Annotated in this window: 25 protein-coding genes; 11 read left to right on the forward strand and 14 right to left on the reverse strand. The window is 53.1% G+C overall.

The genetic code is table 11. The features are described 5' to 3' along the window. Positions 1-21: 21 nt before the first annotated feature. The 3 genes from avs2 to AB0A83_RS03860 all read right to left on the reverse strand — a co-directional run bounded on the left by avs2 (position 22) and on the right by AB0A83_RS03860 (position 6,237). A complete protein-coding gene (gene avs2 / locus AB0A83_RS03850) occupies positions 22-4,542 on the reverse strand; it encodes an AVAST type 2 anti-phage system protein Avs2 (RefSeq protein ID WP_367155445.1) in 4,521 nt (1,506 codons plus the stop codon). Continuing rightward, the gene (locus AB0A83_RS03855) at positions 4,535-4,882 is read right to left on the reverse strand and encodes a Swt1 family HEPN domain-containing protein (RefSeq protein ID WP_367155446.1); all 348 of its coding nucleotides are present in this window, start codon (positions 4,880-4,882) and stop codon (positions 4,535-4,537) included. The genes avs2 and AB0A83_RS03855 overlap by 8 nt, the downstream gene beginning before the upstream one ends. A gap of 455 nt (positions 4,883-5,337) precedes the next feature. Further along, positions 5,338-6,237, reverse strand: a complete 900-nt coding sequence (locus tag AB0A83_RS03860; RefSeq protein ID WP_150046889.1) for a LysR family transcriptional regulator — start codon at positions 6,235-6,237, stop codon at positions 5,338-5,340. A gap of 139 nt (positions 6,238-6,376) precedes the next feature. Between AB0A83_RS03860 and AB0A83_RS03865 the strand changes: the two genes are divergently transcribed. From AB0A83_RS03865 to AB0A83_RS03900, 8 genes are all read left to right on the forward strand, one after another. Beyond that, the gene (locus tag AB0A83_RS03865; RefSeq protein ID WP_367155447.1) at positions 6,377-6,922 is read left to right on the forward strand and encodes a carboxymuconolactone decarboxylase family protein; all 546 of its coding nucleotides are present in this window, start codon (positions 6,377-6,379) and stop codon (positions 6,920-6,922) included. A 148-nt stretch (positions 6,923-7,070) separates the two neighbouring features. Then, positions 7,071-8,357, forward strand: coding sequence for a pyridoxamine 5'-phosphate oxidase family protein (locus AB0A83_RS03870; protein WP_367155449.1), 1,287 nt, complete (start codon positions 7,071-7,073; stop codon positions 8,355-8,357). 15 nt (positions 8,358-8,372) lie between these two features. Further along, positions 8,373-8,978, forward strand: a complete 606-nt coding sequence (locus AB0A83_RS03875; RefSeq protein ID WP_367155451.1) for a glutathione S-transferase family protein — start codon at positions 8,373-8,375, stop codon at positions 8,976-8,978. Between the two features lie 31 nt (positions 8,979-9,009). Further along, positions 9,010-9,483 (forward strand): DUF1348 family protein, encoded by a 474-nt coding sequence (locus AB0A83_RS03880; protein WP_367155452.1) that lies wholly within the window; start codon positions 9,010-9,012, stop codon positions 9,481-9,483. A gap of 661 nt (positions 9,484-10,144) precedes the next feature. Continuing rightward, the gene (vapB, locus tag AB0A83_RS03885; RefSeq protein ID WP_150046899.1) at positions 10,145-10,378 is read left to right on the forward strand and encodes a type II toxin-antitoxin system VapB family antitoxin; all 234 of its coding nucleotides are present in this window, start codon (positions 10,145-10,147) and stop codon (positions 10,376-10,378) included. 4 nt (positions 10,379-10,382) lie between these two features. Beyond that, on the forward strand, positions 10,383-10,784 hold the full coding sequence (locus AB0A83_RS03890; RefSeq protein ID WP_150046901.1) for a type II toxin-antitoxin system VapC family toxin: 402 nt from the start codon (positions 10,383-10,385) through the stop codon (positions 10,782-10,784). Positions 10,785-10,906: 122 nt separating this feature from the next. Then, positions 10,907-11,089: a type II toxin-antitoxin system HicA family toxin gene (locus AB0A83_RS03895; protein ID WP_150046903.1), complete on the forward strand. Its 183-nt coding sequence runs from the start codon at positions 10,907-10,909 to the stop codon at positions 11,087-11,089. Then, on the forward strand, positions 11,086-11,496 hold the full coding sequence (locus AB0A83_RS03900) for a type II toxin-antitoxin system HicB family antitoxin (RefSeq protein WP_367155453.1): 411 nt from the start codon (positions 11,086-11,088) through the stop codon (positions 11,494-11,496). The genes AB0A83_RS03895 and AB0A83_RS03900 overlap by 4 nt, the downstream gene beginning before the upstream one ends. 789 nt (positions 11,497-12,285) lie before the next feature. Here the strand turns inward: AB0A83_RS03900 and AB0A83_RS03905 are convergent. The 5 genes from AB0A83_RS03905 to AB0A83_RS03925 form a co-directional block, all read right to left on the reverse strand. Continuing rightward, on the reverse strand, positions 12,286-13,011 hold the full coding sequence (locus tag AB0A83_RS03905; protein ID WP_367155454.1) for a hypothetical protein: 726 nt from the start codon (positions 13,009-13,011) through the stop codon (positions 12,286-12,288). Positions 13,012-13,105: 94 nt separating this feature from the next. Beyond that, entirely contained in the window at positions 13,106-14,671 is a 1,566-nt protein-coding gene (locus AB0A83_RS03910; RefSeq protein ID WP_367155455.1) for an alkaline phosphatase, read from the reverse strand. Between the two features lie 127 nt (positions 14,672-14,798). After that, positions 14,799-16,985 (reverse strand): hypothetical protein, encoded by a 2,187-nt coding sequence (locus AB0A83_RS03915; protein WP_367155456.1) that lies wholly within the window; start codon positions 16,983-16,985, stop codon positions 14,799-14,801. Between the two features lie 318 nt (positions 16,986-17,303). Continuing rightward, a complete protein-coding gene (locus AB0A83_RS03920) occupies positions 17,304-18,251 on the reverse strand; it encodes a DUF58 domain-containing protein (RefSeq protein ID WP_367155457.1) in 948 nt (315 codons plus the stop codon). Then, on the reverse strand, positions 18,248-19,174 hold the full coding sequence (locus AB0A83_RS03925) for an AAA family ATPase (protein WP_150046913.1): 927 nt from the start codon (positions 19,172-19,174) through the stop codon (positions 18,248-18,250). The genes AB0A83_RS03920 and AB0A83_RS03925 overlap by 4 nt, the downstream gene beginning before the upstream one ends. 103 nt (positions 19,175-19,277) lie before the next feature. Here AB0A83_RS03925 and AB0A83_RS03930 point away from each other — a divergent pair, with 103 nt between their 5' ends. From AB0A83_RS03930 to AB0A83_RS03940, 3 genes are read left to right on the forward strand one after another with little or no spacing between them, the layout of a single operon-like run. Then, entirely contained in the window at positions 19,278-19,853 is a 576-nt protein-coding gene (locus AB0A83_RS03930) for a MarR family winged helix-turn-helix transcriptional regulator (RefSeq protein WP_232056771.1), read from the forward strand. Positions 19,854-19,857: 4 nt separating this feature from the next. Next, positions 19,858-20,109, forward strand: coding sequence for an accessory factor UbiK family protein (locus AB0A83_RS03935; protein ID WP_150046917.1), 252 nt, complete (start codon positions 19,858-19,860; stop codon positions 20,107-20,109). A gap of 6 nt (positions 20,110-20,115) precedes the next feature. Next, positions 20,116-21,624, forward strand: coding sequence for a YifB family Mg chelatase-like AAA ATPase (locus tag AB0A83_RS03940; RefSeq protein ID WP_367155458.1), 1,509 nt, complete (start codon positions 20,116-20,118; stop codon positions 21,622-21,624). Positions 21,625-21,689: 65 nt separating this feature from the next. Here the strand turns inward: AB0A83_RS03940 and pilQ are convergent, their stop codons facing one another. From pilQ to AB0A83_RS03970, 6 genes are read right to left on the reverse strand one after another with little or no spacing between them, the layout of a single operon-like run. After that, positions 21,690-23,990 (reverse strand): type IV pilus secretin family protein, encoded by a 2,301-nt coding sequence (pilQ, locus tag AB0A83_RS03945; RefSeq protein WP_150046921.1) that lies wholly within the window; start codon positions 23,988-23,990, stop codon positions 21,690-21,692. Positions 23,991-24,003: 13 nt separating this feature from the next. Continuing rightward, positions 24,004-24,552, reverse strand: a complete 549-nt coding sequence (locus AB0A83_RS03950; RefSeq protein WP_150046923.1) for a pilus assembly protein PilP — start codon at positions 24,550-24,552, stop codon at positions 24,004-24,006. Positions 24,553-24,555: 3 nt separating this feature from the next. Then, complete coding sequence (locus tag AB0A83_RS03955) at positions 24,556-24,903, reverse strand: type 4a pilus biogenesis protein PilO (protein ID WP_367155459.1); 348 nt, start codon at positions 24,901-24,903, stop codon at positions 24,556-24,558. Next, positions 24,800-25,168 (reverse strand): type 4a pilus biogenesis protein PilO, encoded by a 369-nt coding sequence (locus AB0A83_RS03960; RefSeq protein ID WP_367155460.1) that lies wholly within the window; start codon positions 25,166-25,168, stop codon positions 24,800-24,802. Before AB0A83_RS03960 ends, AB0A83_RS03955 begins: the two co-directional genes overlap by 104 nt. Continuing rightward, positions 25,165-25,737 (reverse strand): PilN domain-containing protein, encoded by a 573-nt coding sequence (locus AB0A83_RS03965; protein ID WP_150046926.1) that lies wholly within the window; start codon positions 25,735-25,737, stop codon positions 25,165-25,167. The genes AB0A83_RS03960 and AB0A83_RS03965 overlap by 4 nt, the downstream gene beginning before the upstream one ends. Beyond that, the gene (locus AB0A83_RS03970) at positions 25,737-26,798 is read right to left on the reverse strand and encodes a pilus assembly protein PilM (protein ID WP_150046928.1); all 1,062 of its coding nucleotides are present in this window, start codon (positions 26,796-26,798) and stop codon (positions 25,737-25,739) included. Before AB0A83_RS03970 ends, AB0A83_RS03965 begins: the two co-directional genes overlap by 1 nt. Positions 26,799-26,814 lie beyond the last annotated feature (16 nt).

Genomic DNA, 26,814 nt, shown 5'->3' on the forward strand with positions numbered 1-26,814 from the left:
AAACTTGCAAAGTCTGATGTTTTAACGTTCTTCAATATCAATTTTTTTGTTTACGCAAACGATTTCATTTTGCTCATTCAATGAATAAACGAAAGAATGAACTCTGCGCCCAACGAAATCATCGTGATGCTCGCCATATGCGCCTTTTTCTCCGGCAATAATCCAGACCGGAGCCAAGTTTTCTTTATCAAGTAAATCTAGCAATGCTGTTCTGTCGATCAGTGCCGTAGTCGGTCCTTCTTCATGTACCGATGGATCTTTGAACAAAGTTTGGCCTTTCTCGTCTGCAAAACATAGCGTGCTTCCATTAATTAGCCTTAAACCAAGCTTTTGTATTAGCCACGGCGCAGGCAAATAAGTATTGATCGTCCCTTCAATCGAGTAATCATATCCGCCACGTTCCGCAGTATATTCGGCATATGTTGGTAGCGCTTTGTACCGAAAGCCATAGTCTCGATCAATGGCTTTCCAGTCATCGTCTAATTCGTATGACGGATACCAAGGGTATTCACCGATAAATGAACCATAAAATTCGCCGACTTTCGGAAATGCATCAGGATCAATCATGTTATGTGTAGAAATCGCATTTATGAATTGGTTTTTATGCTGTTTTTTGACGACTAAACACCAGCATCTGCACCATGAGTCGATACGCGAGTCCAAATCATACGAGGTGCTGTAATGCTTAAAACTTTTCATAACCAACCAGCGCTGTTCCGAATCTGGATCGGTTACATCCAGCAACGATGCACTATTCAATTGATCGGATTCGTTTTGTAGCCACAGTTTTTGCTCTTGCTTATTCAATAAGCGCAGTTTAAGTGTTTGCGGAGACCACCAGGCATGGGGATGATTTTCCCAATTGTCGTCTTTGGTTTTGCTAATAAGCAATGAAGGATCGATATTTCGTTTGTATATTTGCCAAGGACCTTCATATCGGCCAGCGTCATCGCTATAACCGGAGTCATAAATTAAATTGTCCGCTATACGGGCCAATAATTCATACAATGCTAGCCATTGGTATTTTTTACCAATACGTTCCATTTGTTTATGGCGTCTGCCCCGGCCGGAACCAATTCTGCCATCGAATTCGCCGAATAAGTCATAGGTCCACCCGTAATCGTGAGCCCGTTTGGTTACCCATCGCTGGGCTAAAATATCGTCAAAATGTTCCGGTCGATTATTTGAATATCGATTCAGAATTTGCCTTATTCCTTGTCGGCATCCAGACCAATATTGATATTTATATTTGTCATCGAGTAAGTTAATAAATATTTTCTCAAGCTCTTCGAATCTAGCGTCGTTTTGCTTCCTTTGTTCCAACTTCTTATTATCGTAAGCGACAATTTCAATTTTGACTTCAGTATCGGAGGCTTGGCTTTTTGATTTTTGACTTTCTGAATTTAGCTCCGAACTATTGCAGTCGATACAGAATTTCAGAATGTCATTAAATGCCGAAAGTTGATCAGAATTTGCATGATCGGCTAGCATTGAACGGAAGGCTTCAAAATTTTCGTACGGTGTTATTGCTTTATCTACGCCCAACGGTGTTACTGTCCAATGATGAACGGAGGGCTTAATAATATATTTGGCAAAATCGCCAAGCCACTCGCTACTTGCCGACCTAACAATATCATCCTTGTATTTGTCGCCATATTTCGCTAAATCCTTTTCGTCGACAAATTCAATCGGCCAATCACTTTGATACGGTGGCCTGACTTTTTCAATTTCTATTTGTTCAAGCAATAACTCGCAGTGCAATGCGTATTCGATGATACCCCTGGCATAGTCGCGCAGAAGCAAATGGGCTGGCGGCTTACCATCGGCAAAAATCCATTGGTAAACAAAAAGAGCAAGTTCGGCAAGATTTTTCTGGGTTTGTGCTTGTAATGCAGCGCCATAGCAGGCGGCCAATAATCTCTCCAAAATGTAAATGTCATCGACTTGCTGGAAACGTTCCAACAAGCTAAGTGCTAACGGCAAACGCGGCGCTAACAATGCAGACAATCCTTTAGTGGCTCTATCTCGAACGGTGCGATAGGAAGTCGAAAATAGCCAAGTCAGCATAGTTGCCGCCAATTCAGCGCGTATCGGGTCTATTTCCTCAAAACCCGATTCCACTGTCCAGGAAAGCAGGGTATCAAGTGGTGAACCATTCTCTAGGTCAAGATTAGCGATAGCAATAGACCATTTCGCATCGCGCTCAGGCATCGTCAAAGGGGCCAATTTATCGTGCAAGTAATTGGCATTGAAGCGGTTGTTAGGCTCGGTACTGACAGCAACAAGTGTTTCCAGCCAGGGATTGCGATAATTTTGTGATAAATCAATCACTAATTCACGGGTTCTATCGGTAAAAAAATCCTGTCGGCGCAATAACAAACTGTTCAAAAATGCTTCATTAATTGTCCATTTGTATGATCCGTTGGCTGATGGAAATATATCGAGCAATTCGCAATCTCTCGTTTCCGGTAGTAAAACCGATAATGCTTCGATAATACCGGCAACCCTGTAAACATCTTTACGAGAAAGAAAATTATGTAGCGGAGTCCCTGCCTCCAACGGTTGAACGCTATTATTCGAAGAAAGCTGCTCATTTAACAAATGCGTCGCTATTTGAAAATCGCTGAAACGCTCGAACGTGAAACGTGCTTGTTCTTCTAACTGATTATTTTCGATATAAACAGGCTCAATCGTTAAAATTCCCTCATGTTCGAATTGGCTCAACAAGCTGCGGTCATGTTGGCCCGTAGATGCATATATCGAATCAAAACAAGCGATAGTTGTTTCAATTGACAGGTAGGAAGATTGATTGGATAGTAGTTTCGCAGTAAATGCCTTTAACGCCCGCGCAATAATGTTCTGCCTTTTATCCAGCCCCATCCGCAATTCAATTTGGTTGGCTAATGATTTTAGATAAAAATCGAAATATTCCGTTAAACCTTGTATTCCTCGTGGAAAACAGTTAAGCCCTTGTCGTTCCAAACTGTCGCACAAGGTTTTAAGGAAAAGCGGGTTGTTAAATTCTGGCAATAAATGCGGAACACTGGGCCGGAAAATTTTGCGCTTGGCCAGATAAGTTCTGGCTGCGTACCCGCCTCCGTCGGCAAAACCGTGATGTTCTATCTGCTTCAAGCTATCGCGCAGAAGAGAATCAGCAGGCAAAACAAATGGCAGGTAAGTTGTGCGGCATGAAACGATAAGGGCAAGATGAGGGTAGCGTTTAACTTCCTCGATTAACAGTGCCAGGTATTGAGGCCAAATTTCTACACCGAAACGTTCGTTTAATGCGTCGATTATCAGCAATGCTCTCACGCCTGCAGCTTGTCCCGCCGCATCCAACGCTCCGAGAAAGGTTGAAAATGAGATATGCCTTAAATCCAACTGCTCAAGAATTTGCGTACGAGGGTCTTGTAAGAAAAACTGACTGTTGATCAAAAAAATAGCCGGGTAACCTTTTTTGATTGCATCATTGGCAATATCAGCCAACAGATGAGATTTGCCAGTTCCCGCTTCGCCGTAAAGAAGCACAGCCTGTTCATTTGCCAGTATCCAAGTATCTGAACTGAGTTTTTCGCTTATTTCTTCAAGTGTTTGTCCGAACGTATCTACATCATTTAATGCGCTGCTAATTTTATCTATCTCTGATTTGTCTTTTTCCTCTGACCGAATATGCCATAAATGAGCTTGACATTGATTGACAATGATTTGGATTGGTTGAATTTGACTGCACCATTCGGCGGTAGGATAAGACTTTGTTACAGGAAAGCTTTGATTTAGTAGGTCGATTAGTTTCGCGCTTTGGTTTAATAACGCCTGTAAATCAGTTTCCGGTATATTTTTCTGTTTAAAGTCATTGCATCGCTTTATTAACGACTTAATGAAATACTCGCGTTGCTCCTCAAGCCAAGGTGATCGACTAATGCCTAAAAATACCTGCCGTATTGGTAACGATATATGAAATTGAGGCGTATATCGGGAACCTAACGAATTACTGGCAGCGTTGATGTGCCGAGAAAACCAAACAGGAGTAAAGCGAAGTTCATCAAAGAAAAAGCACATCCTCCCGGCGTAAAACGGATCATTGCGATGCAAGCGCTCGCGAATATCGGTAGCTTGCCAAAGTATAATTTCGATATTGCGATCTTCGCTTAACTCAGAGAGACGAGTCGTTTTCCAATCTATCCAACGTTGCCCTTCTGTTTTATTTTTTCCGGTTCGCCCATCTTTAAGATCTATTGGTAGGCAGACAATGTAACGCGTCAGTTTGGGATGCTTCTCGATAGCTTGTCTAAATGACTCTGTAAGCTGTGTTATTTGACCGGATTCGAACTTATCGAAAAACTTCGCTTGCCAACCTGTTTCCGTTCCGTCAGCTTGACGCACATAGCATTCAACCCCTGCATCTGAACCATGGCCTTTACGAAGAAACTCATCGCCTACTACTCTTGGTTCAAGAGATGCAAGCTGGCAACATAACTCTTCAAAGCCATAGTGTTGGCTACCATTCAATGAACGAATTTTTAGCAGGTCGGTGTTAGTCATCGTCGTCGACATCTCGATGGCGCACATCGTTCCCCAATCCCTCTGCCGGCGCATGCGCCCAGCGGTTGCGGATGGTTTGGGCTTCTTTCAGCCAGTTTCGCGCGTCCCGGTTAAAGCCGCCTTGGTTGGCTATCTCGTACCAGTTTTGGTTGGCTATTCGCAATAAAGCCGCTAAGTCGAGCCGCTCCAATGTATGCGAGGGTAATGAAGCTGCGAAGGTTTTTTGCTGGTAGGTTAATTTGTCCAGTACCAGCGATTTCCACCAGTCGGAATCCAGCGCCGGCAATGTGGCTGACAATAGTTTGAGCAGTTGTTGCTTGAGCAGGCCGAGGATTTCCATATTTGATTGTCCGATTCCGGCTGACGGAAGTGTTGGTTAGTTGGTCATTTGGGTGTTTTAGCTAATTTTCCGGGCAAAGTCACGTGGCAATCAGTGCGTGACAGCCAAGGTCTTGATTTGCTCAACGGCGCAGGGTTACCCGTTCATATCTGGCGTATCGGTTGGGGTAGCGGGTGCTTAACTGGTTAACTTGAATGTCGCCGGGCTACATTCGATTTCAGCCTGCCGGAATCGAAGCCTGGGGGGCAGCCAGGTGGCCGGTTTTGCCTACAGTTCTCAACTGCCGGAATGGCTGAATGGTTACGACTTTTCTTGATAAAACCAGGCCGTAGAGCCAGCGTAAGTTTGCCGATGACAGGCAGAAAGAGGGCTACCCCTTGTCCGGCTTCATGCCGATTTGCCGAATGTCGTGTTCCATTAACAAGAAAAGCGCCGGAAGCGTTTGCCACTCTGCCTCAGTTCAAGCTCAATTCCGCCCTAAGCCGTTCTGCCATCAAGTCGACGAACGAACGGATTTTGGCCGAGGAATGGCGGCCCTCGCGGTGCAGGATATGCACCGGAACCGGCGGACTTTCGTAGTCGCCCAGTACGATTTTCAATAGGCCGCTACGTAACGCTTCGGCAATCTGATAGTTCAGCAGGCGGGTAATGCCCAGTCCCGCCTTGGCGGCAACGGCGGCCGAGTCGTTGTCGCTGACGCTCAACATCGGTTGTACTTTGACGGTTTGCTGCCGGCCGTCCTGTTGAAAGCGCAGTTCGTTGTTCGGATTCAGGCCGCGGGCCAGAATGATGCGGTGTCGGCTTAAATCGTCCGGGGATTGCGGGATGCCGTGCTCGGCCAGATAATCCGGCGCGGCGCACAGTACCCGCCTGACCGACCCGACCCGCAGTGCCCGGTAGGTCGAATCGGGCAACTCGGCGATGCGTATCGCCACATCCACGCCTTCTTCCAGCATGTTGACCACCCGGTCGACAAACAAGGCATTGACTTCCACCGCCGGATAACGGCGCAAATAGTCGATGATGCCTGGCATGATGAACAAGCGGCCGAACAATACCGAGGCGGTTACCGTCAGTTGGCCGCGCGGTTCGGCGTTGATGCCCAGCGCCGCGTCGTCGGCTTCGTCGGCCAGGGCGATGATGCGTTTGGCGTCTTCGTAATACTTCTGGCCGGCTTCGGTCATCCGCACGTAGCGGGTGGTGCGATTCAATAGCTTAACCCCCAAACGCTCCTCCAATGCCGCCACCGCCCGCGTTACGGCGGGCGGCGACATCTGCAACTTGCGCGCGCCGCCGGCAAAGCCCTCGGCTTCGACCACGGCCACATACACACTCATTAAATGCAATCTATCCATCTTTAATTCCACTTATCGGAATAGTTAATTGATAATTTTAGTTATTCTTTAATTGATCGCAATAGAGCACACTGTACCCGCCTGTTGAATTTCAGCCGGGCCAATGACAAATCCTTTATTTCATTTTTGGAGAATATCGATGAGCCGTATTAGCAGCGTCAGCAACGAAACCGCCAATGTCGAACAACGCGCATTGTTTGAAGCCATCCAGGGCCGGCTGGGCATGGTGCCGAACTTTCTGCGGGTATTCGCCCACTCGCCGGATGCTCTAAAAGCCTTTCTCGGCTTGCATCACATCGCCGAGCACGGCTCGTTGGACGCCGGCACCCGCGAACGTATCGCGCTGGCGTTGGCCCAGCAGAACCAGTGCGAATATTGCCTGTCCGCTCATACCGCCATCGGCCGCAAAGCCGGTTTGAATGGCGCGGAAATAGAAGCCAACCGCGCCGGTACCAGCCAGGACGCCAAGGCGGCGGTTGCGGTCAAATTCGCCCGCGCCCTGGTCGAACATAAAGGCGAGGTGACTAATGCCGAGTTGCAAGCCATGCGCGACGCCGGCTTTAGCGAATCGGACATCGTCGAGGTGATTACCCACGTCGGCATGAACATTCTGACCAACCTATTGGGCAAAGCCAGTCGGGTCGACATCGATTTTCCGAAAGTGGGGTTAAAACAAGCCGCTTAAGCCCTAACCGGGCGAGACGCAGGGAGGGCGTTTGGCCCGGTGTATTGCGTTGAATGGAATTAGGTATTGCAAATTATGACTATTCAGCACGGTTAAGGCCTGTGCCGGAGTAGTCGTCAACCTCTCAACCCCGTCCGGAGACGCCCGCATGGCCCGTGCATTTGCCAAGATCAGCTTTACACCCAACGTCCAAGCGGTACAAACCGAACGTGGCAGCCGCTCGGCCTATCGCGCCGCCGAGCTGGGCGACGCCGAAACGGTGGCGCTAAGCGAATTTGAACAAGCTTTCATCGCCGAGCGCGACAGCTTTTATCTCGCTACCGTGAGCCAAACCGGTTGGCCTTATGTGCAACACCGCGGCGGGCCGACGGGATTTTTGAAAGTATTGGACGAGCAAACGATAGGTTACGCCGATTTCAGCGGCAACCGTCAATACCTGTCGGTCGGCAACTTACGCGGCGACGACCGGGTCAGTTTGCTGCTGATGGACTATCCCGGCCGGCAGCGCTTGAAAATTTGGGGAAGGGCGCGGGTGGTGAACGAACGAGACGCGCCGGATTTGCTGACAAGACTGGAATTACCCGACTTTCGCGCCCCGGTCGAGCGCGGCATCGTCATCCGGGTCGAAGCTTACGACTGGAATTGTCCGAAATACATTACGCCGCGTTACAGCCAACGCGAGGTCGAAGCGCTATTGGTTCAGGCCCGTCAGCAACAACCGGTGGCCGACACAACGCATGTGCCGGCCGCTCCGGGCAACGGTCCATTGCCTTTGAGCGTGAGCGGCATTCGCCAATTAACGCCCAGCATTCGCGCTTACGAATTGCGCCATGCCGACGGCGCGCCATTGCCCGCTTTCCGGGCCGGAGCGCATCTGCGCGTGCCGATTGCGCTACCCGACGGTACGCTCACCAACCGGGCCTATTCGCTGACCGACGGCGCTAACGATCCGGATTGCTACCGTATCGCAGTGCTGCGGCTGGATGACGGCGACGGCGGATCCTGCGCCGTGCACGCCGGCTGGCAACTCGGCACCCGAATCAACGTCGAGGTGCCGGAAAACTATTTTCCGCTACACGACGACGGACGTCCGGCGCTGTTGATTGCCGGCGGCATCGGTATCACCCCCATCAAGGCCATGGCCGAAACCTTGGCCGCGCGCGGCACAGAATTTCAACTGCATTACAGCGGCCGCACGCCGCAGCAGATGGCGTTCGTCAATGACTTGCAACGGCAGTTTTCCGAGCGATGCCGGTTTTATTTCAGTCAGGCGCAAATCCCGACCCGGTTGGACATACCAGGTTTGCTGGGTAAGGCATCCACCGACACCGTCATTTATGTCTGCGGCCCGACTCGCCTGATCGAAAGTGTGCGCCAAGCCGCCCGCCGGCTCGGAATCGCCGACGAACGGGTGCAATTTGAAAGTTTCATTTAACTGAAGGAGTTCAGCATGATCACTCTGTATGACATGTCGCTATCCGGCAATTGCCACAAAGTTCGCTTACTACTGAGTTTGCTGGCTTTGCCCTATCAAATCCAAGCCGTGGATTTACGCGGCGGCGAGCAGCGCGGCCCAGGCCATTTGCAACGCAACCCGTTCGGGCAAGTGCCGGTGTTGGACGACGACGGCCTTATCATCCGCGACAGTCAGGCCATTTTGGTGTATCTGGCCAAGCGTTACGGCGGGGAATCGTGGTGGTCGGACGATGCTTACTCGTTGGCGCAGATCGCCGCCTGGTTATCGACCGCCGCCAACGAAATTGCCAACGGTCCCGCCAAACTGCGGGTACACCATAAATTCGGTAGTCCTATCGATACGGCGGCGGCCGGGCAAACCGCCGACAAGGTGCTGGGCATTATCGACCGCCATCTGCAAAGCCGCGATTGGCTGGTCGGCGATTCGGTATCCATCGCCGACATCGCCGTCTACCCCTATTTGGCATTGGCGCCGGAAGGCGGTTTGGACATAGCCGCTTATCCCAACATCCTTGCCTGGTTTCAACGCCTACGCGCCTTGCCCGGATACGTGGCCATGCCGGGCATGTGGCAAGCCTAAATCATCCAATCGTTTAGCATGGAGAAAGCAGATGACTCAAGAAGTCAAAGCCCCCGTCCCACCCTTTACCGCCGAAACCGCCGCGCAAAAAGTGCGTATGGCCGAAGACGCCTGGAACTCGCGCGATCCGGACCGCGTTGTCCTGGTCTACACGGAAGACACCCTCTGGCGCAACCGCGCCGAGTTTCCGCAAGGTCGCGAACAAGTGCGCGAATTTTTGCAACGCAAATGGGCCAAGGAACTGGATTATCGCTTGATCAAGGAATTGTGGGCGTTTACCGCACACCGCATTGCCGTGCGTTTTGCCTACGAATGGCATGACGATTCCGGCCAGTGGTACCGCAGTTACGGCAACGAGAACTGGGAATTCAACCCGCAAGGCTTCATGCAGCGCCGTTTTGCCAGTATCAACGATTTGTCGATCAAACCGGAACAGCGCTTGTTCCATTGGCCGTTGGGTCGGCGGCCCGACGAGCATGCCGGCTTGAGCGATTTGGGTTTGTAACCCGGTTTCGGCGCCTGTATGGAAATCCGGCAATGGTTGTGCCCGGTGCTGGTGCCGTTCTGAAACACAACATTGCCGATCATTGACAAGGCGGTGATCGCGCAGTCGCCACCTTCAAGTGTGCGCAAATCGATCGCGGCATAGTTTGAACAATCGGGTTGGGCTGATAGAGCTTGCGAAGGCTCGCTCGCTGATTTTATCCCTCCGTCGCCTTCTCGCTTCGGCGACAGCGGCGCACGGAGTGCGAATGCCTGGATGGCATGAGTCAGCAGGCGCCCAGGATGCCGCTTAGCTCACTCGGCACATCCATGTGCCTCGCCCTTCGGGTGCGATGCACGCAAATCGGCTATCCTGCCGATTTGTCCTGCGGTGCTCGACGCGGCATAACGGGAGCCCACCCGCCGTGAAAATCAAAACCGTCTAATATTTGCGAGGTTTTGTAGGGCGCATTAGCGATAGCGTCATGCGTCGAATCCTTGAAATCCCCCATGCGGCGCAATACGGCTGCGCCTATTGACGCCCTACGATTGCGCCTTACGGCCTGAGTGCTAGCGAAGCGCGGACAACGCGGGCCATGTTGTTTACTGCATACCACGAGACTTGATTGACGTCATGCGGGCGCAGGGATATATTTCTTGTATATAGCATTTCGGAGTCACCCATGGCGACCAGTACCGTATTTACCAACAACCGCAGCCAGGCCGTGCGCCTACCCGCCGACATGCGCTTTCCCGACAGCGTCAAAAAGGTTGAGGTTCGTGCCGTCGGGCAGGAGCGCATCATTGCCCCGGCGGGCGCGGCCTGGGACAGTTTTTTTCTCGATGGCCCGAGCGTCAGCGACGATTTTCTAAACGAACGGCCTAGCCAGCAGCAAGGCGAGCGCGAGAGCTTTTAAGCGCATGCTGAAATATCTGCTCGACACCAACATCGTCATCTATGTGATTAAGCGGCGACCGATCGAGGTATTGGCAACCTTCAACCGGCATCACGGCCGCATGGCGATTTCAGCCGTGACCTTGGCCGAATTGATCCACGGCGCCGAAAAAAGCCAATTCCCCGAAAGAAATCTCGCCACGGTAGAAGATTTTTGCAGCCGTTTGCAGGTATTGCCTTACAACGACAGCGCCGCGCTGCATTACGGCGGCATACGCGCCGCGTTGGAGAAAATCGGCCAGCCGATTGGTGTAAACGACCTGCATATCGCCGCTCATGCTCGCAGCCAGGGTTTGATACTGGTCAGCAACAACTTGCGGGAGTTCGAGCGCGTGCCGGGGTTGTTGATGGAGAATTGGTTGGGGTGATTTTTTCTGGGTAGGGTGTGCTGAGCGGTAGCGAAGCGCATCAATTGCGAACGATGCGGTGCACGTTGTTTACCGTTGCCTCCGGGACTGTTTCTAAGCAAGCAGTATGTATAATACACACCATGAATAGCGCGGAATTAATCAAGCAGCTGCAAAACGATGGCTGGCTATTACGAGGCGTGAAAGGTTCGCATCACGTTTTTACCCATCCATCCAAGCCTGGGCATATTAGCGTACCGCATCCGCGCCAGGACTTGGGTCACGGACTGGTCAACAAACTACTGAAGCAGGCAGGTTTGAAATGAGATACCCGATAGCGATAGAAAGCGGCGACGAAACCCACGCCTACGGTGTCGTGGTGCCCGATTTGCCCGGTTGTTTTTCCGCCGGCGACAGTTTGGACGAAGCGATAGCCAATGCCAAGGAAGCCATCGAATTATGGATGGAGACGGTCATCGAAGACGGTCAAGCTATTCCGGAAGCAGCGCCGATTGCCAAGCATCAAGCCGACCCGGAATTTGCCGGCTGGATTTGGGCGGTCGTGGAAGTGGATCTGTCCAAACTGTCAGGCAAAGCCAGGCGGGTCAACATCACGCTGCCGGAACGGGTGCTGGCAGCGATTGACCAAGCCGCCGCGCGATTCGGCGACACCCGTTCCGGATTGCTGGCTAAAGCGGCATTGGAATATGTCGAGCGACATTCGGAAGCTTGATCCAATTCCGTATCTTGTGGGCCGTACGTCCTGATATTGTCGAAGGGCGAGCGGCATTTTTCATGGACTAACTGCTCTTTTAAGTTAATTCGTTTTGGTGTCGCTAGCGCGAAAGCTTGATTGAATGCCGGTTCCCACACCGACAGCCGAGACCCGACACATAAAACATCCGTCGCAATAGCGACACCGAATAATCAATAGCCCCCCAATCCCGGATTCCGCTTCGCTTCATCCAGGCTACGCATCAAACCAATAAAACCGCCACCTCATTCATAATGAATCCACAACCGCAAAACTTTAACGTGCTTCTCGCCGCTCAATATTTGGTAAATCAAACGATGCTGAATATTGATGCGCCGGCTAAATCGCCGACCCGTTTTTCATAATACGGCGGGTTCTGAAAGGGATCGTTTTTTGAGACTAACTAAGAGTTGCGAGGTTTTGTCCTTCAATCCCGCCGCCGCGAGTTTACGGGCGTCTTTTTGCGCTTGTTTGCTGTAAATGATTTCCCGGCTCACCAATCGAGTTCCTTGCTGCATTCCTCGGCAGGGAATGCCGGGCTTTCCAAATGATAGTCTTGCGCATGCCGGCGTTTTACGTAAGCGCGCTTGACCGGATTGTTAGAAATAGAGTTGGGGTGGAGCGCATCATCCTCTTTATTGCGAATGGCGTATTCCCGGAAATATCTTTGCCGCTTGCGCCTTTATGGGTAAAGCGGTAGAGGACCAAAAGGGTCGGTCAGTCGGATCGATTTTTCGGGCAATCGCCTAAAGCCTTAGAGCATGCCGGTCAATCCGAATGCGGATGCGGCGATCCCGGTAAAAGGCCGATTAGGGCCGGGTCGTGTTCCTTGTCGCCTAAATCGGCGAAATCGATCACTCGGTAATCGGCCGTTTCCGGCGTAGGCCAGGGGGAATCGCCCAAGTGATGCCATTCTATCAAGCGCGTCTGCAAGGCATGGTCGCGGCGCTGGCGCTTGATCAACGCGGGCAATTGCAGTTGCGGCAGCCACAACAGTTCCAGGGTCTCTTGTTCCTCGGCTATGCTGCCGGCGTAACGAATCGCGCTGAACTCGCCGTATCGCTCTTCGCCGACGGCGTGCAACGCGGATAAGTCGGTCGGAGAAATCAGGGTGGCCAGCGTGGTCCAGATCGGCAGTTGGCCAATCGCTTTCAAGTCGCCGGATACGTATTCGATCAGTCGTTTTTGGGCGTGAAACAATTGTTGGTGGTTGATCTCGCCGTAATGGGTGCGGCTCCACACTTCGCTGCTTTCGGCGCATAGATTGTGCGTTTCGATTCGATCGGCGGCGCGGTACAGGCGCCAACGATAATGCCGGCTGCCGTTTTTGGGGCGCTTGGCGTAGGTATCGCTTAGCGTGGTTTGGTACTCCGCGGCTAGACTGGGTAACGGTTCTTGGATACGCAGTGCGGGCAGCGGTTGGCCCGGCTGGTCGGCGCACGCGCTCAGAAAAAGTAAACAAAGCATGTATAAACCGGCGAGTGTATGAGGCATGGATGGGGTGCGGCTGGCGAGGCGCAGACGGAAAACGGGCGGTAAGGATTCAATCCGCGCTCCTGAAAATGTAGGCTTTTGCAGTAATCAAGGGTTATCGGCCGGGTTTGAACTGGAGAGCGTGCGCCATGACTTGATAAATATAGCTTTGTTCCTGCACGCCGTGGAATAAATACGCCTTAGGGCCGGTGGCGTAGATGGCTACGTCTTCGGCGGCGTGGGTTTCCAGTTCCAAAGGTACCGCCGCTTCCTGTAAGAAATCCGGATGGGCGCTATCCAGGCTGTGCAAATCCGGGCGCTTGCCGGGGCCGCGGTAGCCGGGACCGTTAGCATAACCCAAGGTGGTATAGGGCTGGCCGTTTTTGTCCAACGCGAAATTCTTAGCGCCCGGATGTTTGACTAAACCCAGGATGGGATTGCCGCGTTCCGGGTAGCCGGCGATGGTAAAGGTGTGGCTGTGATCGGCGGTAACGACGATCAAGGTGTCGGCGGCGTCGGTTTTGTTCACCGCTGTGCGTACCGCATTGGATAGTTCTATGGTATCGGTCAAGGCCCGGAATGCGTTGCCGGCGTGGTGGGCCAGGTCGATGCGGCCGGCTTCCACCATCAAAAAATAACCCTTGGGATTTTTGGCCAATAGGTCGATGGCTTTCTCGGTCATTTGGCTTAAGGACGGTTCGCCGCCGCGGTCGCTAGGGCGATCGTATTCGTATTCCATATGCGAGCGTTCGAATAATCCCAGTAAATGCTCGGTGGTTTCCGGGTCTACGGCGTCGAATCCGGCTTTGTCGTAAACGTAGGCCGCTTTGGGATATTGTTTTAGCCACTGCCGGGTTAAATCCAAACCGTCTTTGCGTCCGCCGGTTTTGCCCTCGTCTTCCGGATCGGCTTGGCTGGCCGGGAGAAACATGCTGCGTCCGCCGCCCAGCGCCACTTCCAAACCGTTGCCGTAGCCGAAATTCACCAGTTGCCTGGCAATATCGCCGATGGCGGTATCCGCCGGCAGTTGCGCGTCCGATTCCCAGTCCCGCTCCGAGGTATGGGCGTAGCAGGCGGCCGGCGTGGCATGCGTCAGCCGGGCCGTCGTGACCACCCCGGTCGATAGGCCGTGTTGTTCGGCTTGTTCCAGCAGCGTTTTTACCTGGTAGCGGTTGACGACGTTGAGGTCTTTTTCCTTGCGGTTTACTTCGCTGCTGACCGATAGCACGCCTTCGTTGGTTTTTACCCCGGTGATGATCGCGCTCATGGTTGGCGCGGAATCCGGCGTTTGTTGGTTGGCGCCGTAGGTTTTGGATAAAGCGACATAAGGAAATCGCTCGAATTCCAGTTGATTTTCTTCTCCGCCCCTGTGATTGGGTTTGCCTTGCCCTTCCAGAATGCGCGCGGCGGTGACGGTGGAAATCCCCATGCCGTCGCCGACGAATAAAATGACGTTTTTGGCGAAGCGCTGGTTCGCCGTTAATTGTTCGGCGGCGTGCAGACTGTCTTTGCCGTTTTTTTGCCAAAATTCGGCGGTTTCCAGGGGCGTGCCGGCGGCGGTTTGATTGAGCATCGAGAACAACAGGGCGGTTAACGGTGCGGTGTGGATATTCATTCGAAAAGGAGTGCGGTACATGGTTGAAAGCTTGGCGTGACGGCGGGTGGCGACCGTTTCGCGCATCCGCTTGCTACCCACATAGTACAACGCGATTGTTGCAAATCGGTGTTGTCAATCTTCGAAAACCGAAATACTGTGCCTGGGTTTGGCCGAGCCCGCCGTTGTTCGGCAAGGCCCGGCGTTCGGAGCGTCAGCCGCCGTCGACGATCAGGGCTTTGGCTTCCAGTTTCAGGGCCATTGCCGCGTTCAGCAGCTTCTTGCGTTGATTGCCGAAGTTTAAGCGTTTTAAGGCTTTCTTCTCGTAATCCAGGGCTTTCTGTAATTTGTTCAGGGCTTCCGGATACGGGTTGATGACGGCTTGTTGCAACACTTGAACGGCGTCTTCGGTGTCGGCCAGGGCTAATTTGACCGCGTTGTTGCTTGTTTTGCCTTTGTAATCGATCGCTTTTTGATCCATTTGATTGGAGCTGCGTATGTTCTCCAGCACGTTGATGCTGCGCAGAAACATTGCCACCGCCACGACTTGCGACGAATCCAATTTGACTTGGCGGTTTTTAGCGCTGGAAGTGAAGGCGCCCAGCGAATTGTTGAACGCTTCGGTGTTGTAGAAGGCTACCGCTTCTTCCAGGGTGCTGATGCTGTGATTATGGAAAAACGGCGCGGTATCCGCCGCTTCGATCAACGACGGGGTGCTGAAGCGGTGCAGGTGTTTGCCGGCGGTTAACGGCAATCCGTCTTTTTGCGGGACTACGCTGTCGTCGCTATAACAGGTTTGGTCTTGGTCGGGGCCGCAATCGTCTTGTTGTTGTTGACCGAAGCCGCCGTCGTAGGCGACGTTCGGATCGACCAAGTGGTGCGGTTGGTCGCGCATCCGCTCTATGCCGGTATCGCGGGTCGGATTGCCGCCGGTGGTGGAACTGATGGCGCCGGCGTTCATGTGGCAGCCGTTACAGTTTGCGGTGGTGCCGAATATCGGCAGGCCGCTTTCGCTATCGATGGGATTCTGTTTGGTGTCGAACAATAATTTGCCGCGCTGTACGATCGGCGATTTAAACGTCATCGCCGCCAGATTGATGTCCTGACTGCGGCCCAAGGACAGGATGTAGGCTTCCAGCGCGTCCAGTTCGTCTTCGCTGGGCATGCGAAAATCGACGTTTTCCACCCGGTTCAGGGATTGGGTCATGTGCTGTTTGATCGCGCCTTTAGCGAAGTCGCGCAAGCTGCCGCCGTCCGGAGCGCCGTCCGCCGACCAGCCTATCGCCTGGGTTTCCCGGTTTCCGGCTTCGGCAATGGGGTTATGGGTGGCGTAGTAGTCGGTGTCTTGGCTGAATTCGCCACCCAGCTCGGTGGTTTCGAATACCAAGCTTTGGCCTATGCCCAGTAGCTGCGAGGCGGAACGCTCGACCGGCGGCCGGTCGAAGCCGTCGATGTTGGCGCTGAACAAGCCGAATTGGCGAATCAGCGCCGGTTTTTCCAACTCCGCCAGTTGGCTATTGTATTCGGCGACGAACAAGGGATCGTTGGCGGGTAAGGTAGCGATGTAGGCCGGATCTATCGTGTGGTTGTTGTCCGGACGGTGGCAGGTCGAGCAGGTACGACCGTTGCCGGCGAAGGTTTCTTCGGTAAACAAGCGTTGGCCGGTCGCTATCAGCGCCGCTAATTGTTGTTCGGGGGTTTGCGTCGTGCTTTTAGCCGCGTAAGCCGGCTTAGGAAGTAGGAAGGAAAACCCGCCGGCATCCTCGCTACGGGGGGCCGAAACTGCGGACACGTTGGTCAACGGCAAGGCGCGTTCGCTGAAGTACAGACGTTGCAGTAATCCGGGCGAACCGCTTAGCAGCGCGTGGGTTCGCGGGTTATCGCCGGCTTCGGCAATCGCTGCGGCATCCACTGTAAAGTCCTGCATCAGCTCACGGTTCAAGGCCAGTGTTAGTCGGTGATGATCGCCTACGCGCTGCAATTGGCCGAGGTTGATGGCGTCGGGTTGCCCGCCGCCTCGCTGCTGGTTGTTCAGCAGCCATAATTGGTAATCGCCGGATTCCGGTAAGCCGTCGATAGCCGCGGATAAACGGCCGTCGATCAAGTTGATCGATACCACACCTTTTCCCAGGTTTGCGGCGGCGGACGACGTTTTCGAATAGGCCACGCGTATCTGCATACTTTCCCGGTCGGAACGCGCTTCGTGGCTGGTTTTCCAACGTTGGTAAAGGCCGTTTAAGGTGGCCGAATCGCCTAAACCGGTATAGGGCGTTTGCGGGTTTTGCCGGCTTGTGCCGAGCGAAATGCTCAATATCGCCAGTACTAACAGTAGAGCCGATAGTCGGTATGTTTTCGGATTGGAGTGGTGGAAGAGTTGGTTGGCTGGTGTGTGTTTTTTCATATTTGGTTTGTGCTCTGTCAACAACAGCGCTTATCGGTATTCTCTTTTGCAATCAAAAGCCGCCGCTAACCATGGTGATGGTCCGGTACGCAATAAGGCCGAAGGTTTCGTTCTTTTAAAGAGCAATCCCGCTCTGTGAATCGGTTAAAGCAATACTCAGACCAATGCGCCGATTCGGTCTGCATAGGGCAGGCAATGCGAGCGCTTTATGAAAAAGTGCGTTAAAAAACTTAGTTTGGGTGATTTCCCGCATTAATCTTCGGGTTAATGGGGCAAGGGCTGAAGCCGAATCGCTTTAAGACAAGGGGGATTAAAGACTTAAAACAAGGCTAGGGCTTTTAAACAGGATAAATAATGTTTGCGGCCACGGTCCGGAGCAAATTCTTGGCCCGGCAAGCGTAAACCGTAGCGCAGTCCGCTGTGTTCCGCGTCTATCAACCAACGGCATAACAGGCTTAGCCGTTGCTCCCGGTCGCTGCCGGGGGTCACGGCGTAATCCAGCCATAGTTGATTGGCGTCGCTGCTGCCGGCGTACTGTTTGGTTTGAAGTTGCCGGCCTTTGGCGAAGGTTTTCCAATGGATGTGGCGTTGTGGGTCGCCGAGTTGATAGGGCCGGGCGCCGTAAAACTCGTCGCTACCTTGGAGCCGGCTCCTAAACTGTGTGCCGTTGTCTTGCTGAGCTTGGGGGAGAGGCGGCGCGTAGGCGGCCGGTTGGGGGTATACCAACAATTTGCGGTCGAAACGCAGTGGTGACCAGGCGCGGAACAAGCCGAGCGGAAAACAAGCGGATAGTGTTACGGTGCCGCACACCAGCCATCCGCGTTGGCTGGCCGGCGTGTATAGCGTAACGGTTTGGGTTTGCTTGGCCGGCAAGTCCAACATGAGGCCGTCGGACAATTTGATATGAATGCCGTAACGCGTTTGCCAAGTGGGGTTTTGCAGGTAAAACACGAATCCTGCTGCGGTACCGGCGAAGGCGTTTGCCGGCTGTCCGGCTCCGACCGTCAAGCCGGCCAGCGCATTGTAGGTGTGCAATATGGTCACGAAGAACACGCCGGCCAGCAGGAACGCTAAAAAATACGCCAAATTGTTGCCGTAGACAAAGGCGATCAACATCAACAAGACGATCAGCAGTGCGAAACCCAGTCCTCTGCGGGTCGGTAGGATAAAAATCCGCCGCTGGTTTAGGGTAATGGGATCGTCGCCGGGCGCTTCACCGCGCAAAAACCGGCTGATGTCCAGTCGTTGTTTTAGGGTTAATTTCAATGGACCGGTATATGCCGAAAAATGGGGGCGATTACCGCTTCCGGGTCGGCAACGTCGGGTAGCAAGCGATGGGCGGCGACGGCCGGCAATATCGCTTGAAGATCGTCCGGCAGCACGCTATTGCGGCCGTGCAGATAAGCCCAGGCTTTGGCGGCGGCCAACAAAGCCAGTCCGGCTCTGGGCGATAGCCCGCAAGGGTAGTGCTCCGACTGGCGGGTAAATTCCAAAATGGCTTGCAAATAGTCCAGCAAGGCCGGCGAGACGTAAACTTGTTCCGCCGCCAATTGCTGTTCCCTTAGCCGGTCCGGCGCTAGCGCCACCGGTAGGTCCGCGATCAGCCGGTGCCGGGGTTGGCCTTGCAGAAGTTGACGCTCCGCTTGCGAATCGGGATAGCCTAAGGCGATGCGCATTAAAAAACGGTCCAGTTGCGATTCCGGCAACGGAAAAGTGCCGATTTGGTGAGACGGGTTTTGGGTGGCCACCACAAAAAAGGGCTGGGGCAGCGGGTAGGTTACCCCTTCCGCCGTGACTTGACGTTCTTCCATGGCTTCCAGTAACGCGCTTTGCGCTTTCGGCGTGGCGCGGTTGATTTCGTCCGCCAAAATCAATTGATTGAAAATCGGCCCGGGATGAAAACTGAAACTGTGTTGGCGGGCGTCGAACACCGAGCTGCCGATGATGTCGGCCGGTAAAATGTCGCTGGTGAATTGGATGCGTTGATATTCCAGGCCGAACAGTCCGGCCAGGGTATGGGCGAGCGTGGTTTTGCCGACCCCCGGCAAGTCTTCTATCAACAAATGGCCTTTGGCGAGTAAACAGCAAACCGCTAGGCGTATTTGCCGTTGTTTGCCTAAGATGACGTGCTCCGCCTGTTCGAGCAATTGGCGTAAGGCGGAAATGGTTGGGTCGGCTTTGGTTGGCATGATGGGCTGTAAATAGGGTTGAGACCGGGGCGATGGACTGTTGGCTGCGAGATGGCAGCAAAGTTTGCCCGGCCGATTATGTTAAAATTTTTCGATGAGTGAGATGGAAACCTTTAAATTGATCGAGCGTATTAGCTCGATTTTACGTTCCGAAGAACGTAAGCGCTATGCCGCTCTGGGGTTGCAGCCGATACACGGCCAAGTTTTGGAATATTTATCCGGTTGCAATAAATATAGCAATACCCATTCCGCGGTTGCGGAATACTTGGGCCTGACTAAAGGTACCGTTTCGCAGACCATCCAAATTCTGGAGCGCAAACGCTTTTTGCAAAAGCAAACCGATAGTTTGGACGGTAGAGTGGTTCATCTGACCCTGACCGACAGCGGACGCGGCTTGGTCGCAGGCTTGAAGCCCTTGGAACTATTCAAGCAAGCCGAACAAGACGCCAGCCGTCAGGCGTTCGGCAGTATCGAAACGGCTTTGCTCAAAACCCTGGAAATTTTGCAAATTGCCAATCAAAGCCGCAGTTTCGGCGCTTGCCGGACCTGTCATCATTTCGCCGTTCAGGCTAACCATTATCTGTGCGGCTTAACCGACGAAGCGCTGGATCGCGAGGATACTGATAAACTATGCCGAGACCACGTGCCTAAAACACATTCCAGTAACGACCGAGAGTAATCCTATGTTCGATCCCAAAGCTATAGACGGTATCGCCGACCGTATCGCCAGCGCCATCCCGCCCGGTTTCAGCCATTTCAAGGAGGATATGGAGAAAAACCTGCACGCTTTTTTGCAGAGCGCCTTATCCAAGCTGGATTTAGTCAGCCGGGAAGAGTTCGAAGTGCAAAAAGCGGTTTTGGCAAAAACCCGCAGCCGCTTGGAAGCCTTGGAAAAACGTGTCGAAGAGTTGGAAAAACGCTTGGCCGGCGAATAGTGTCTTATGTCGCTGGCGGTTGTCTACAGCCGTGGCCGAACCGGAATCGCCGCGCCGTTAGTGACGGTTGAAGTCCACGTCGGTAACGGCCTGCCGGCGTTGAACATCGTCGGCTTGCCCGAAGCGGCGGTTAAAGAAAGCAAAGACAGGGTGCGCGGCGCCATTATCAATTCCCAGTTCGAGTTTCCGTTTCAAAGAATCACAATCAATTTGGCTCCCGCCGACTTGCCGAAAGAAGGCGGGAGATTCGATTTGGCGATTGCGTTGGGCATTTTGGCGGCATCCGGGCAAATCCCCAAAGACGGCCTAGCTCGCTACGAGTTCGTCGGCGAGTTGTCGCTGGGCGGTCAGCTGCGTCCGATCACCGGGGCATTGCCGGTTGCCATACAAAGCCGGGATGCGCATAGGCAACTGATCCTGCCAGTAGAAAACGCGGCGGAAGCTACTTTGATCTCGGATATCGAGCTATTGCCGGCCGAAACCTTGTTGCAAGTCTGCGCGCATTTAGCCGGTACCCACGCGCTGGATAGTTATCGGACGCCGTTAACTTCGGTCGAGCAGGAGTTTGCGCTCGACTTTGCCGACGTGCACGGTCAATATCACGTGAAAAGAGCGATGGAAATCGCCGCCGCCGGGCGTCACAATTTGTTGATGCTGGGACCGCCGGGTACCGGGAAGTCGATGTTGGCGGCGCGTTTACCGACCATATTGCCGGCGTTAACCGAAAGACAGGCTCTGGAGACCGCGGCAATCGCCTCGATCAGCGACAGCGGTTTGGACGTATCGAAATGGCGTCAGCCGCCGTTTAGAGCGCCGCATCACACGGCATCGGCGGCGGCCTTGGTTGGCGGCGGCAGCAATCCCAAGCCGGGCGAAATCTCATTGGCGCACAATGGGGCCTTGTTTTTAGACGAATTGCCGGAGTTCGACCGTAGGGTTCTGGAGGTACTGCGCGAGCCTTTGGAGACCGGGCATATCACGATTTCCCGGGCGAATCGGCAAGCGGAGTTTCCGGCGCGCTTTCAATTGATTGCCGCGATGAATCCTTGTCCGTGCGGTTATCTGGGCGATGCGTCCGGCCGCTGCCATTGTACCTCGGAGCAGGTGGCGCGTTACCGGGCTAGGGTATCCGGGCCTTTGATGGATAGGATAGACATGCATTTGGAAGTGCCGCGGGTACCGTTAGCGGTGTTGCGGGTCGGCGATTCCACGGTGGAAGAGGCCAGTGGCGAAATTCGCCGCAGGGTAATCGCGGCCCGCAAGTTAGCCGAATTGCGTCAAGGTAAATGTAATAGCGAACTGGGTGCCAAGGAAATCAAAGCGTTGTGCCGTTTATCGGATACCGGACACCAGTTGTTGGAACAGGCGATGGAAAAATTCGGCTTGTCGCACAGAGCCTATCACCGCATTTTGAAAGTGGCCAGGACGGTGGCCGATTTGGCCGATTCGAGTGCAATAGAAACGTCGCATTTGAGCGAAGCAATCGGCTACCGCAAACTGGATCGCAGTCGTTAGGCATGGCCGAAACAACGCAGGTTGCGAGCGTTGGGGGCTGGCCCGTAGCTCGCAACCGGACAGGGCTATTGCGAATAACTGACGTTGGTTAGGCTGTCTTTGACCACTTTAGGAGTAATGAACAGCAGCAATTCACGTTTGGTTTGGTCTTTGAGCGTCTTTTTGAACATCCAGCCGACTAAAGGCAAATCCGAAATCCACGGTATGGTGCTGACGGTTTGGTTGGTGTCGGATTCGTACACGCCGCCCAATACGATGGTCTCGCCATCCTCCACTTGTACCATGGTTTCCAGTTCGCGCTTGTCTATCGCCAGAGTGCTCAAGCCGCCGGTGGTGACTTGGTTACCGCGTGAGTCGCGTTTGATTTGCAACGACATGATGACGCTGCCGGTAGGGGTGATTTGCGGGATGACCTGCATTTCCAGCACCGCTTCTTTAAATTCGGTTTGGGTGCCGTTTTGGCTGACGGTGGTGTAGGGGATTTCCAAACCTTGTTTGATCGTAGCGGGCACCCGGTCTGTGGTCATGACTCGGGGATTGGAAACCAATTCGCCTTTGCCGTCGTCTTGCAGGGCGCTGATTTCTAAATTCAGCAAATAATCGGCCCCGCGTGCCAACGTCATCGCTAACGAGCCGCCGCTGGAGGCCGCTAAGGCGGTGCCCAAGTCTTGCAGAATTTGGGAATTATCGAAGCCGGTGCTGTTGACGCCTGTGGTGCCGGTACCGGTAAAGCCGAATTCCTTGCCGCCGCCTACATCGGCTCTTTTGGCGACACCGAATCGGGTACCGATGTCTTGAGCGAACGAGGTGGTTGCGATCACGATGCGCGATTCGATTAATACTTGCCGTACCGGAATGTCCAATTTAACGATCATCTTGTGAATTTCTTCCAATTGCTTGGCAGTGTCTTTGACGATCAGTGTATTGGTTCTGGCATCGACGATGACCGTGCCGCGCGCCGAGATCAAGCGTAAGTCGTTGGCTTGGGTGCCGCCACCGCCGGGAAGCCCGCCGGGATTGCTGACCAGGCTGGTGGTGGCTGAACTGGTACCGCCGCAACCGGCGCCGGCCGCGCCGGCCGCGCCGCCACCTTTGGTCGATTGAGACAGCGGCCCGCCGCCTTGATTAAAGTTGCCTTTACCCATCAACACGTTACAAATGTCGGTGGCTCTGGCGTAATTGATTTGTATGTTTTCGGTTTTCAGCGGTTCTAATTGTTCGTAAATTCTTCTGGCCTCCAATTCTTTTTCTTCCAGAATTTTGATTTCCTCGGTAGGTCCCACCAGAATCACGTTACCGTTTTCACGTTTGGATAAACCGCGTAATTTCATCACGACGTCCAGGACTTGATCCCACGGTACGTCGTTGACGTGCAGGGCAATGGAGCCGCTTACCGAATCGGTGGTCACAATGTTAATTTCTTTGCCCTCTTGGGTTTTGATGTGGTCGGCTAGAATCATCAACACCGATTTAACGTCGATTTCCTGGAAATTCAACGATAGCTTGCTGCCCACGTACGGGGTTTTTTCCCGCAACTTCGCTTCTTTTTCGGCCGGCGTCAACGGACGGAATTCCACCGTCAGCAAATTATCTTCTTGAAACGACGAATACTCGTAGTTAGGCGTATTGGGGGTGATCGAGATACTGACGTTGTCGCCGCGCGGTATCGCGTCGATTTTTTGTATCGGTGTAGCAAAATCGGCAACGTCGAAGCTTTTTATCAGCGATTCCGGCAATTTGGTATTCAAAAAATTCAATATGACTTTTGTGCCTTGCTGTTTGGCGTCCACCAAGGTGTTGGGCGACGATAGCGACAACAGCAAACGGCCTTCGCCTCTAGGGCCGCGGCGAAAATCGATGCTCTTAATGGCTTGTTCGGGGATGAACCGGCTGAGCGAAGCGTCTTTAGCCGCCGTACGTTGCAAGGTTTTGCTGACTTCGGCGATAGTCGCGGCGGACTTTAAGACGATAAGGAACTTGTTATCGACGGTTTTGGTTTCGTAAGGGACTTTTTGAGTCAGGTTGATGACCAAGCGGGTGCGCTCCGGCGTTTCCATCACGTAGGCGGTATTGGCGGCGCCTTGGTTGATAGGGAAGCTTTTCTTCGCTAGATTGCTTTTTACCCCGTTGAAATCCAGAGCCAGACGCGCCGGATTGTCGGTCTCGAAGATCTTGGGCTGGCCGACAGGTGCGCTGAGCTCCAACTGGATCTGCAATTGGTTTTCGCCCAAACTCGAGAACTCCAGGTTGTTGATGGAGATTTCTTCGGCCGTAGCCAGCGTGGACCACAGCAATAGGCTAAAAAAGCACCGGTAGAAGTATCGGTTCGGTGCGCGCCGGAGGGGTTTAATTTGCGTAGTGCTCATATTCATAACCTTTTTACTCGACTAGGGCCAAGGTAGCCGCTTGTTCGCGCCAGGTGCCCGGTTTGTCGGGTACGATTTCCGTTAATTCGATTTTATCGTCGAGAATACGTATGATTCTGCCGTGGTTTTGCCCGATATAATTTCCGACTTGTACGCTGTGGATGGTGCCCTCCTTGGTTTTAACCAATCCCCATAAGCCTTTTTGATCCGTCAAGGTTCCCATCATGCGTAACGAGTCTAACGAAAAGGCTTCCAGTTCCTCTTTCCTTCGATTAAAGTCGGGAATGATGCCGCCGGTTGCGGCAATTTGCGCCTGGTTTTCTTCGGCGGTTTTTTCCGCCGAGTGAAAGGGGTCGCGCAAACCATCCGGTTTAAATACGAATGCTTCGACAATTTTGTTTTCCGGCAGCGGTTCTATGCTGCCTTTGGGACGAGCTTTTACTTCGGCAATGTATTTGCTCAAATCGCTAATGTCGTCGTTGACGCAAGCGTTCAGCAGCAGCAGTGCGGCAATCGGCGTGAAGTTGAATCGGCGGGACTTTCCGGGGTAATGGCCTGTCATCGTTTACCGACCCCTTTTCGGTTTTTTCTGGGAGGCGCCGGAGTCGCCTTCGTTATACGTTTTTATCACGGCCGACATCGCTAGTTCGGTTTTGGAATTGGGAGCCGGAGCGATGTTGACGTTGTGTACGGTGACAATCCTAGGCAGCGAAGCGAGTCCGCTGACGAAGAGTCCTAATTCGTTGTAGTTGCCTATCACTTGAATGTTGATGGGTAATTCCGAATAAAAGTCTTTACGCACTTCGGCGTTAGGTTGAAACAATTTGAACTCCAATCCGGCCGCCAAGCCGGTTTGGGAAATGTCCACCAACAGATTGGCGACTTCGGCTTTGGTCGGCATTTGTTTCAACATTTCCCCCCAAGGACGATTCTATTTGTTCGAGCTGGGCGAGGTAGTCGGGGAGGTTGATGGCTTTTTTTTGTTTGGTTTCGAACGATACTTTTAAATTGGCTTCTTCCTGTTCCAAGGCGTTCAATTCGTCTAATTGCGGATTGGTGATGTAATAAATGTCCGCGGCGACCACCAGAACGGAAACGATTACTCCCGCGGCAATTTTTACCGGCGTGGGCCAGGTACCGGCCGCATTGATGTCCCAATTGATTTCGGAAAGGTTCATGGTGTTTTGCCGTTTTGCTCGTTATCGGAGTCTTTTTCCTGCTTCGCGGTCAGCGAAAAGTCGTTCAGCGTTTCGCTGTCCTTGCCTTGACCTTTGATGACGTTCAGCGCGGCCGAGCTTAGCCAAAACGAATTATCGATTGCCCGCATGAAAGTCGACACCCGGGCGTTGGACTCCGCTTTACCGTCTATGGTCAGGTTGTTGTCTGCCTGTACGAACTTGGTCAGGTAAATGCCGTCAGGCGTGGTCTTTGGCAGTTCGTCAAACAAATGCACGATTTCCGGCCGGCTTTCCTGCAATTTTTGAATGACGTCTATCTTGGTCAGCAGTTTGTTCTTTTTCTCCTCGATTTCTTTGATTTCCGCTATTTTTTTGTCCAGGACGGCGATTTGATCGCGCAGTATTTGGTTTCTGTAGTTTTGATGTTCCTTCATCGCATCGATTTGCAGATAAACCAACAATAGGATGGATGAGGTAAACAACACGCCGGCGCCGATACCGGCGGCAAAGTCTTGTTGGCGTTTTTTACGGAGTTCTTCTCGCCACGGGAGTAAGTTGATTTTGGCCATTAGTCGAAACTCCTCAAGGCCAGACCGCAAGCGATCATCATCGCCGGGGTATCGTTACTCAAGTTTTGCGGCTTGACTCTGTTGGATAACGCCATGTTGATAAACGGGTTGGCGATGTACGACGACAAACCCAAGTCCCGTTCAACCAGTTTTTCCAGGCCCGGAATCGATGCGCAACCACCGGCTAAAATTAAAGCGTCTATGCCGCGGTTGGCGCTGGAGGATACGAAGAACTGCAGCGAGCGGGCGATTTGTTGCAACATGGCCTTTTTAAAAGGCTCCAACACGTCGGGAATGTAATTGTCCGGCAAGCCGCCGTGCCGTTTCGCCAAACCGGCTTCTTCGTAAGACAAGCCGTAACGGCGTTGGATTTCTTCGGTCAGTTGTTTGCCGCCGAAGCCCTGTTCCCGCGTGTAAATGGTTTTGCCGTTGTGCAAGATGTTCAGCGAAGTCAGGGTTGCGCCGACGTCGGCAATCGCAACGGTTTTATTGGCCATGTTTTCGGGTAATTGATCGACCAACAAGGTAAACGCGTTTTCCATTGCAAACGCTTCCACGTCTACGATGGCAGCTTTCAATCCGGCGTAATTCAACGCCGCTACTCTATCCTCTATGTTTTCGCGTCTGGAAGCGGCCAGCAGCACATCGAGCATTTCCGGATTACTTTTGGACGGGCCTTGTACTTCGAAATCCAAATTCACTTCGTCCAGCGAATAAGGAATGTATTGATCGGCTTCGACCATGATTTGTTCTTCCATGTCGGCCTCGGTCAGGGAGGCTGGCATGGTGATGATTTTGGTCATCACCGAGGAACCAGCTACCGCGACGCAAGCGCGTTTCGCACGGGTGCCGGATTGTCTGGCCGCAGCTTTGATCGCTTCGCCTATTACTTCGACATTGGTAATGTTTTTGTCGATCACGGCGTCTTGTGGCAGAGGAGCGACAGCGTAACTCTCGACTTTATAGCGCGCGCCCGTCCGACTCAATTCCAACAGTTTGACGGCTGCAGTGCTAATGTCTATGCCGAGTAAAGCGGCCTGACTCCTGTTAAACCAGCTCATGAACTAAACCCAATTG

The organism is Methylomonas sp. HYX-M1, from assembly GCF_040741385.1.
GTDB lineage: Bacteria > Pseudomonadota > Gammaproteobacteria > Methylococcales > Methylomonadaceae > Methylomonas > Methylomonas rhizoryzae.

Coding starts and splice junctions, on each gene's coding strand:
- avs2 (WP_367155445.1), bottom strand. CDS start 4,542: ATGACTAACACCGACCTGCTAAAAATTCGTTCATTGAATGGTAGCCAA.
- AB0A83_RS03855 (WP_367155446.1), bottom strand. CDS start 4,882: ATGGAAATCCTCGGCCTGCTCAAGCAACAACTGCTCAAACTATTGTCA.
- AB0A83_RS03860 (WP_150046889.1), bottom strand. CDS start 6,237: ATGGATAGATTGCATTTAATGAGTGTGTATGTGGCCGTGGTCGAAGCC.
- AB0A83_RS03865 (WP_367155447.1), top strand. CDS start 6,377: ATGAGCCGTATTAGCAGCGTCAGCAACGAAACCGCCAATGTCGAACAA.
- AB0A83_RS03870 (WP_367155449.1), top strand. CDS start 7,071: ATGGCCCGTGCATTTGCCAAGATCAGCTTTACACCCAACGTCCAAGCG.
- AB0A83_RS03875 (WP_367155451.1), top strand. CDS start 8,373: ATGATCACTCTGTATGACATGTCGCTATCCGGCAATTGCCACAAAGTT.
- AB0A83_RS03880 (WP_367155452.1), top strand. CDS start 9,010: ATGACTCAAGAAGTCAAAGCCCCCGTCCCACCCTTTACCGCCGAAACC.
- vapB (WP_150046899.1), top strand. CDS start 10,145: ATGGCGACCAGTACCGTATTTACCAACAACCGCAGCCAGGCCGTGCGC.
- AB0A83_RS03890 (WP_150046901.1), top strand. CDS start 10,383: ATGCTGAAATATCTGCTCGACACCAACATCGTCATCTATGTGATTAAG.
- AB0A83_RS03895 (WP_150046903.1), top strand. CDS start 10,907: ATGAATAGCGCGGAATTAATCAAGCAGCTGCAAAACGATGGCTGGCTA.
- AB0A83_RS03900 (WP_367155453.1), top strand. CDS start 11,086: ATGAGATACCCGATAGCGATAGAAAGCGGCGACGAAACCCACGCCTAC.
- AB0A83_RS03905 (WP_367155454.1), bottom strand. CDS start 13,011: ATGCCTCATACACTCGCCGGTTTATACATGCTTTGTTTACTTTTTCTG.
- AB0A83_RS03910 (WP_367155455.1), bottom strand. CDS start 14,671: ATGCGCGAAACGGTCGCCACCCGCCGTCACGCCAAGCTTTCAACCATG.
- AB0A83_RS03915 (WP_367155456.1), bottom strand. CDS start 16,985: ATGAAAAAACACACACCAGCCAACCAACTCTTCCACCACTCCAATCCG.
- AB0A83_RS03925 (WP_150046913.1), bottom strand. CDS start 19,174: ATGCCAACCAAAGCCGACCCAACCATTTCCGCCTTACGCCAATTGCTC.
- AB0A83_RS03930 (WP_232056771.1), top strand. CDS start 19,278: ATGGAAACCTTTAAATTGATCGAGCGTATTAGCTCGATTTTACGTTCC.
- AB0A83_RS03935 (WP_150046917.1), top strand. CDS start 19,858: ATGTTCGATCCCAAAGCTATAGACGGTATCGCCGACCGTATCGCCAGC.
- AB0A83_RS03940 (WP_367155458.1), top strand. CDS start 20,116: ATGTCGCTGGCGGTTGTCTACAGCCGTGGCCGAACCGGAATCGCCGCG.
- pilQ (WP_150046921.1), bottom strand. CDS start 23,990: ATGAGCACTACGCAAATTAAACCCCTCCGGCGCGCACCGAACCGATAC.
- AB0A83_RS03950 (WP_150046923.1), bottom strand. CDS start 24,552: ATGACAGGCCATTACCCCGGAAAGTCCCGCCGATTCAACTTCACGCCG.
- AB0A83_RS03955 (WP_367155459.1), bottom strand. CDS start 24,903: ATGTTGAAACAAATGCCGACCAAAGCCGAAGTCGCCAATCTGTTGGTG.
- AB0A83_RS03960 (WP_367155460.1), bottom strand. CDS start 25,168: ATGAACCTTTCCGAAATCAATTGGGACATCAATGCGGCCGGTACCTGG.
- AB0A83_RS03965 (WP_150046926.1), bottom strand. CDS start 25,737: ATGGCCAAAATCAACTTACTCCCGTGGCGAGAAGAACTCCGTAAAAAA.
- AB0A83_RS03970 (WP_150046928.1), bottom strand. CDS start 26,798: ATGAGCTGGTTTAACAGGAGTCAGGCCGCTTTACTCGGCATAGACATT.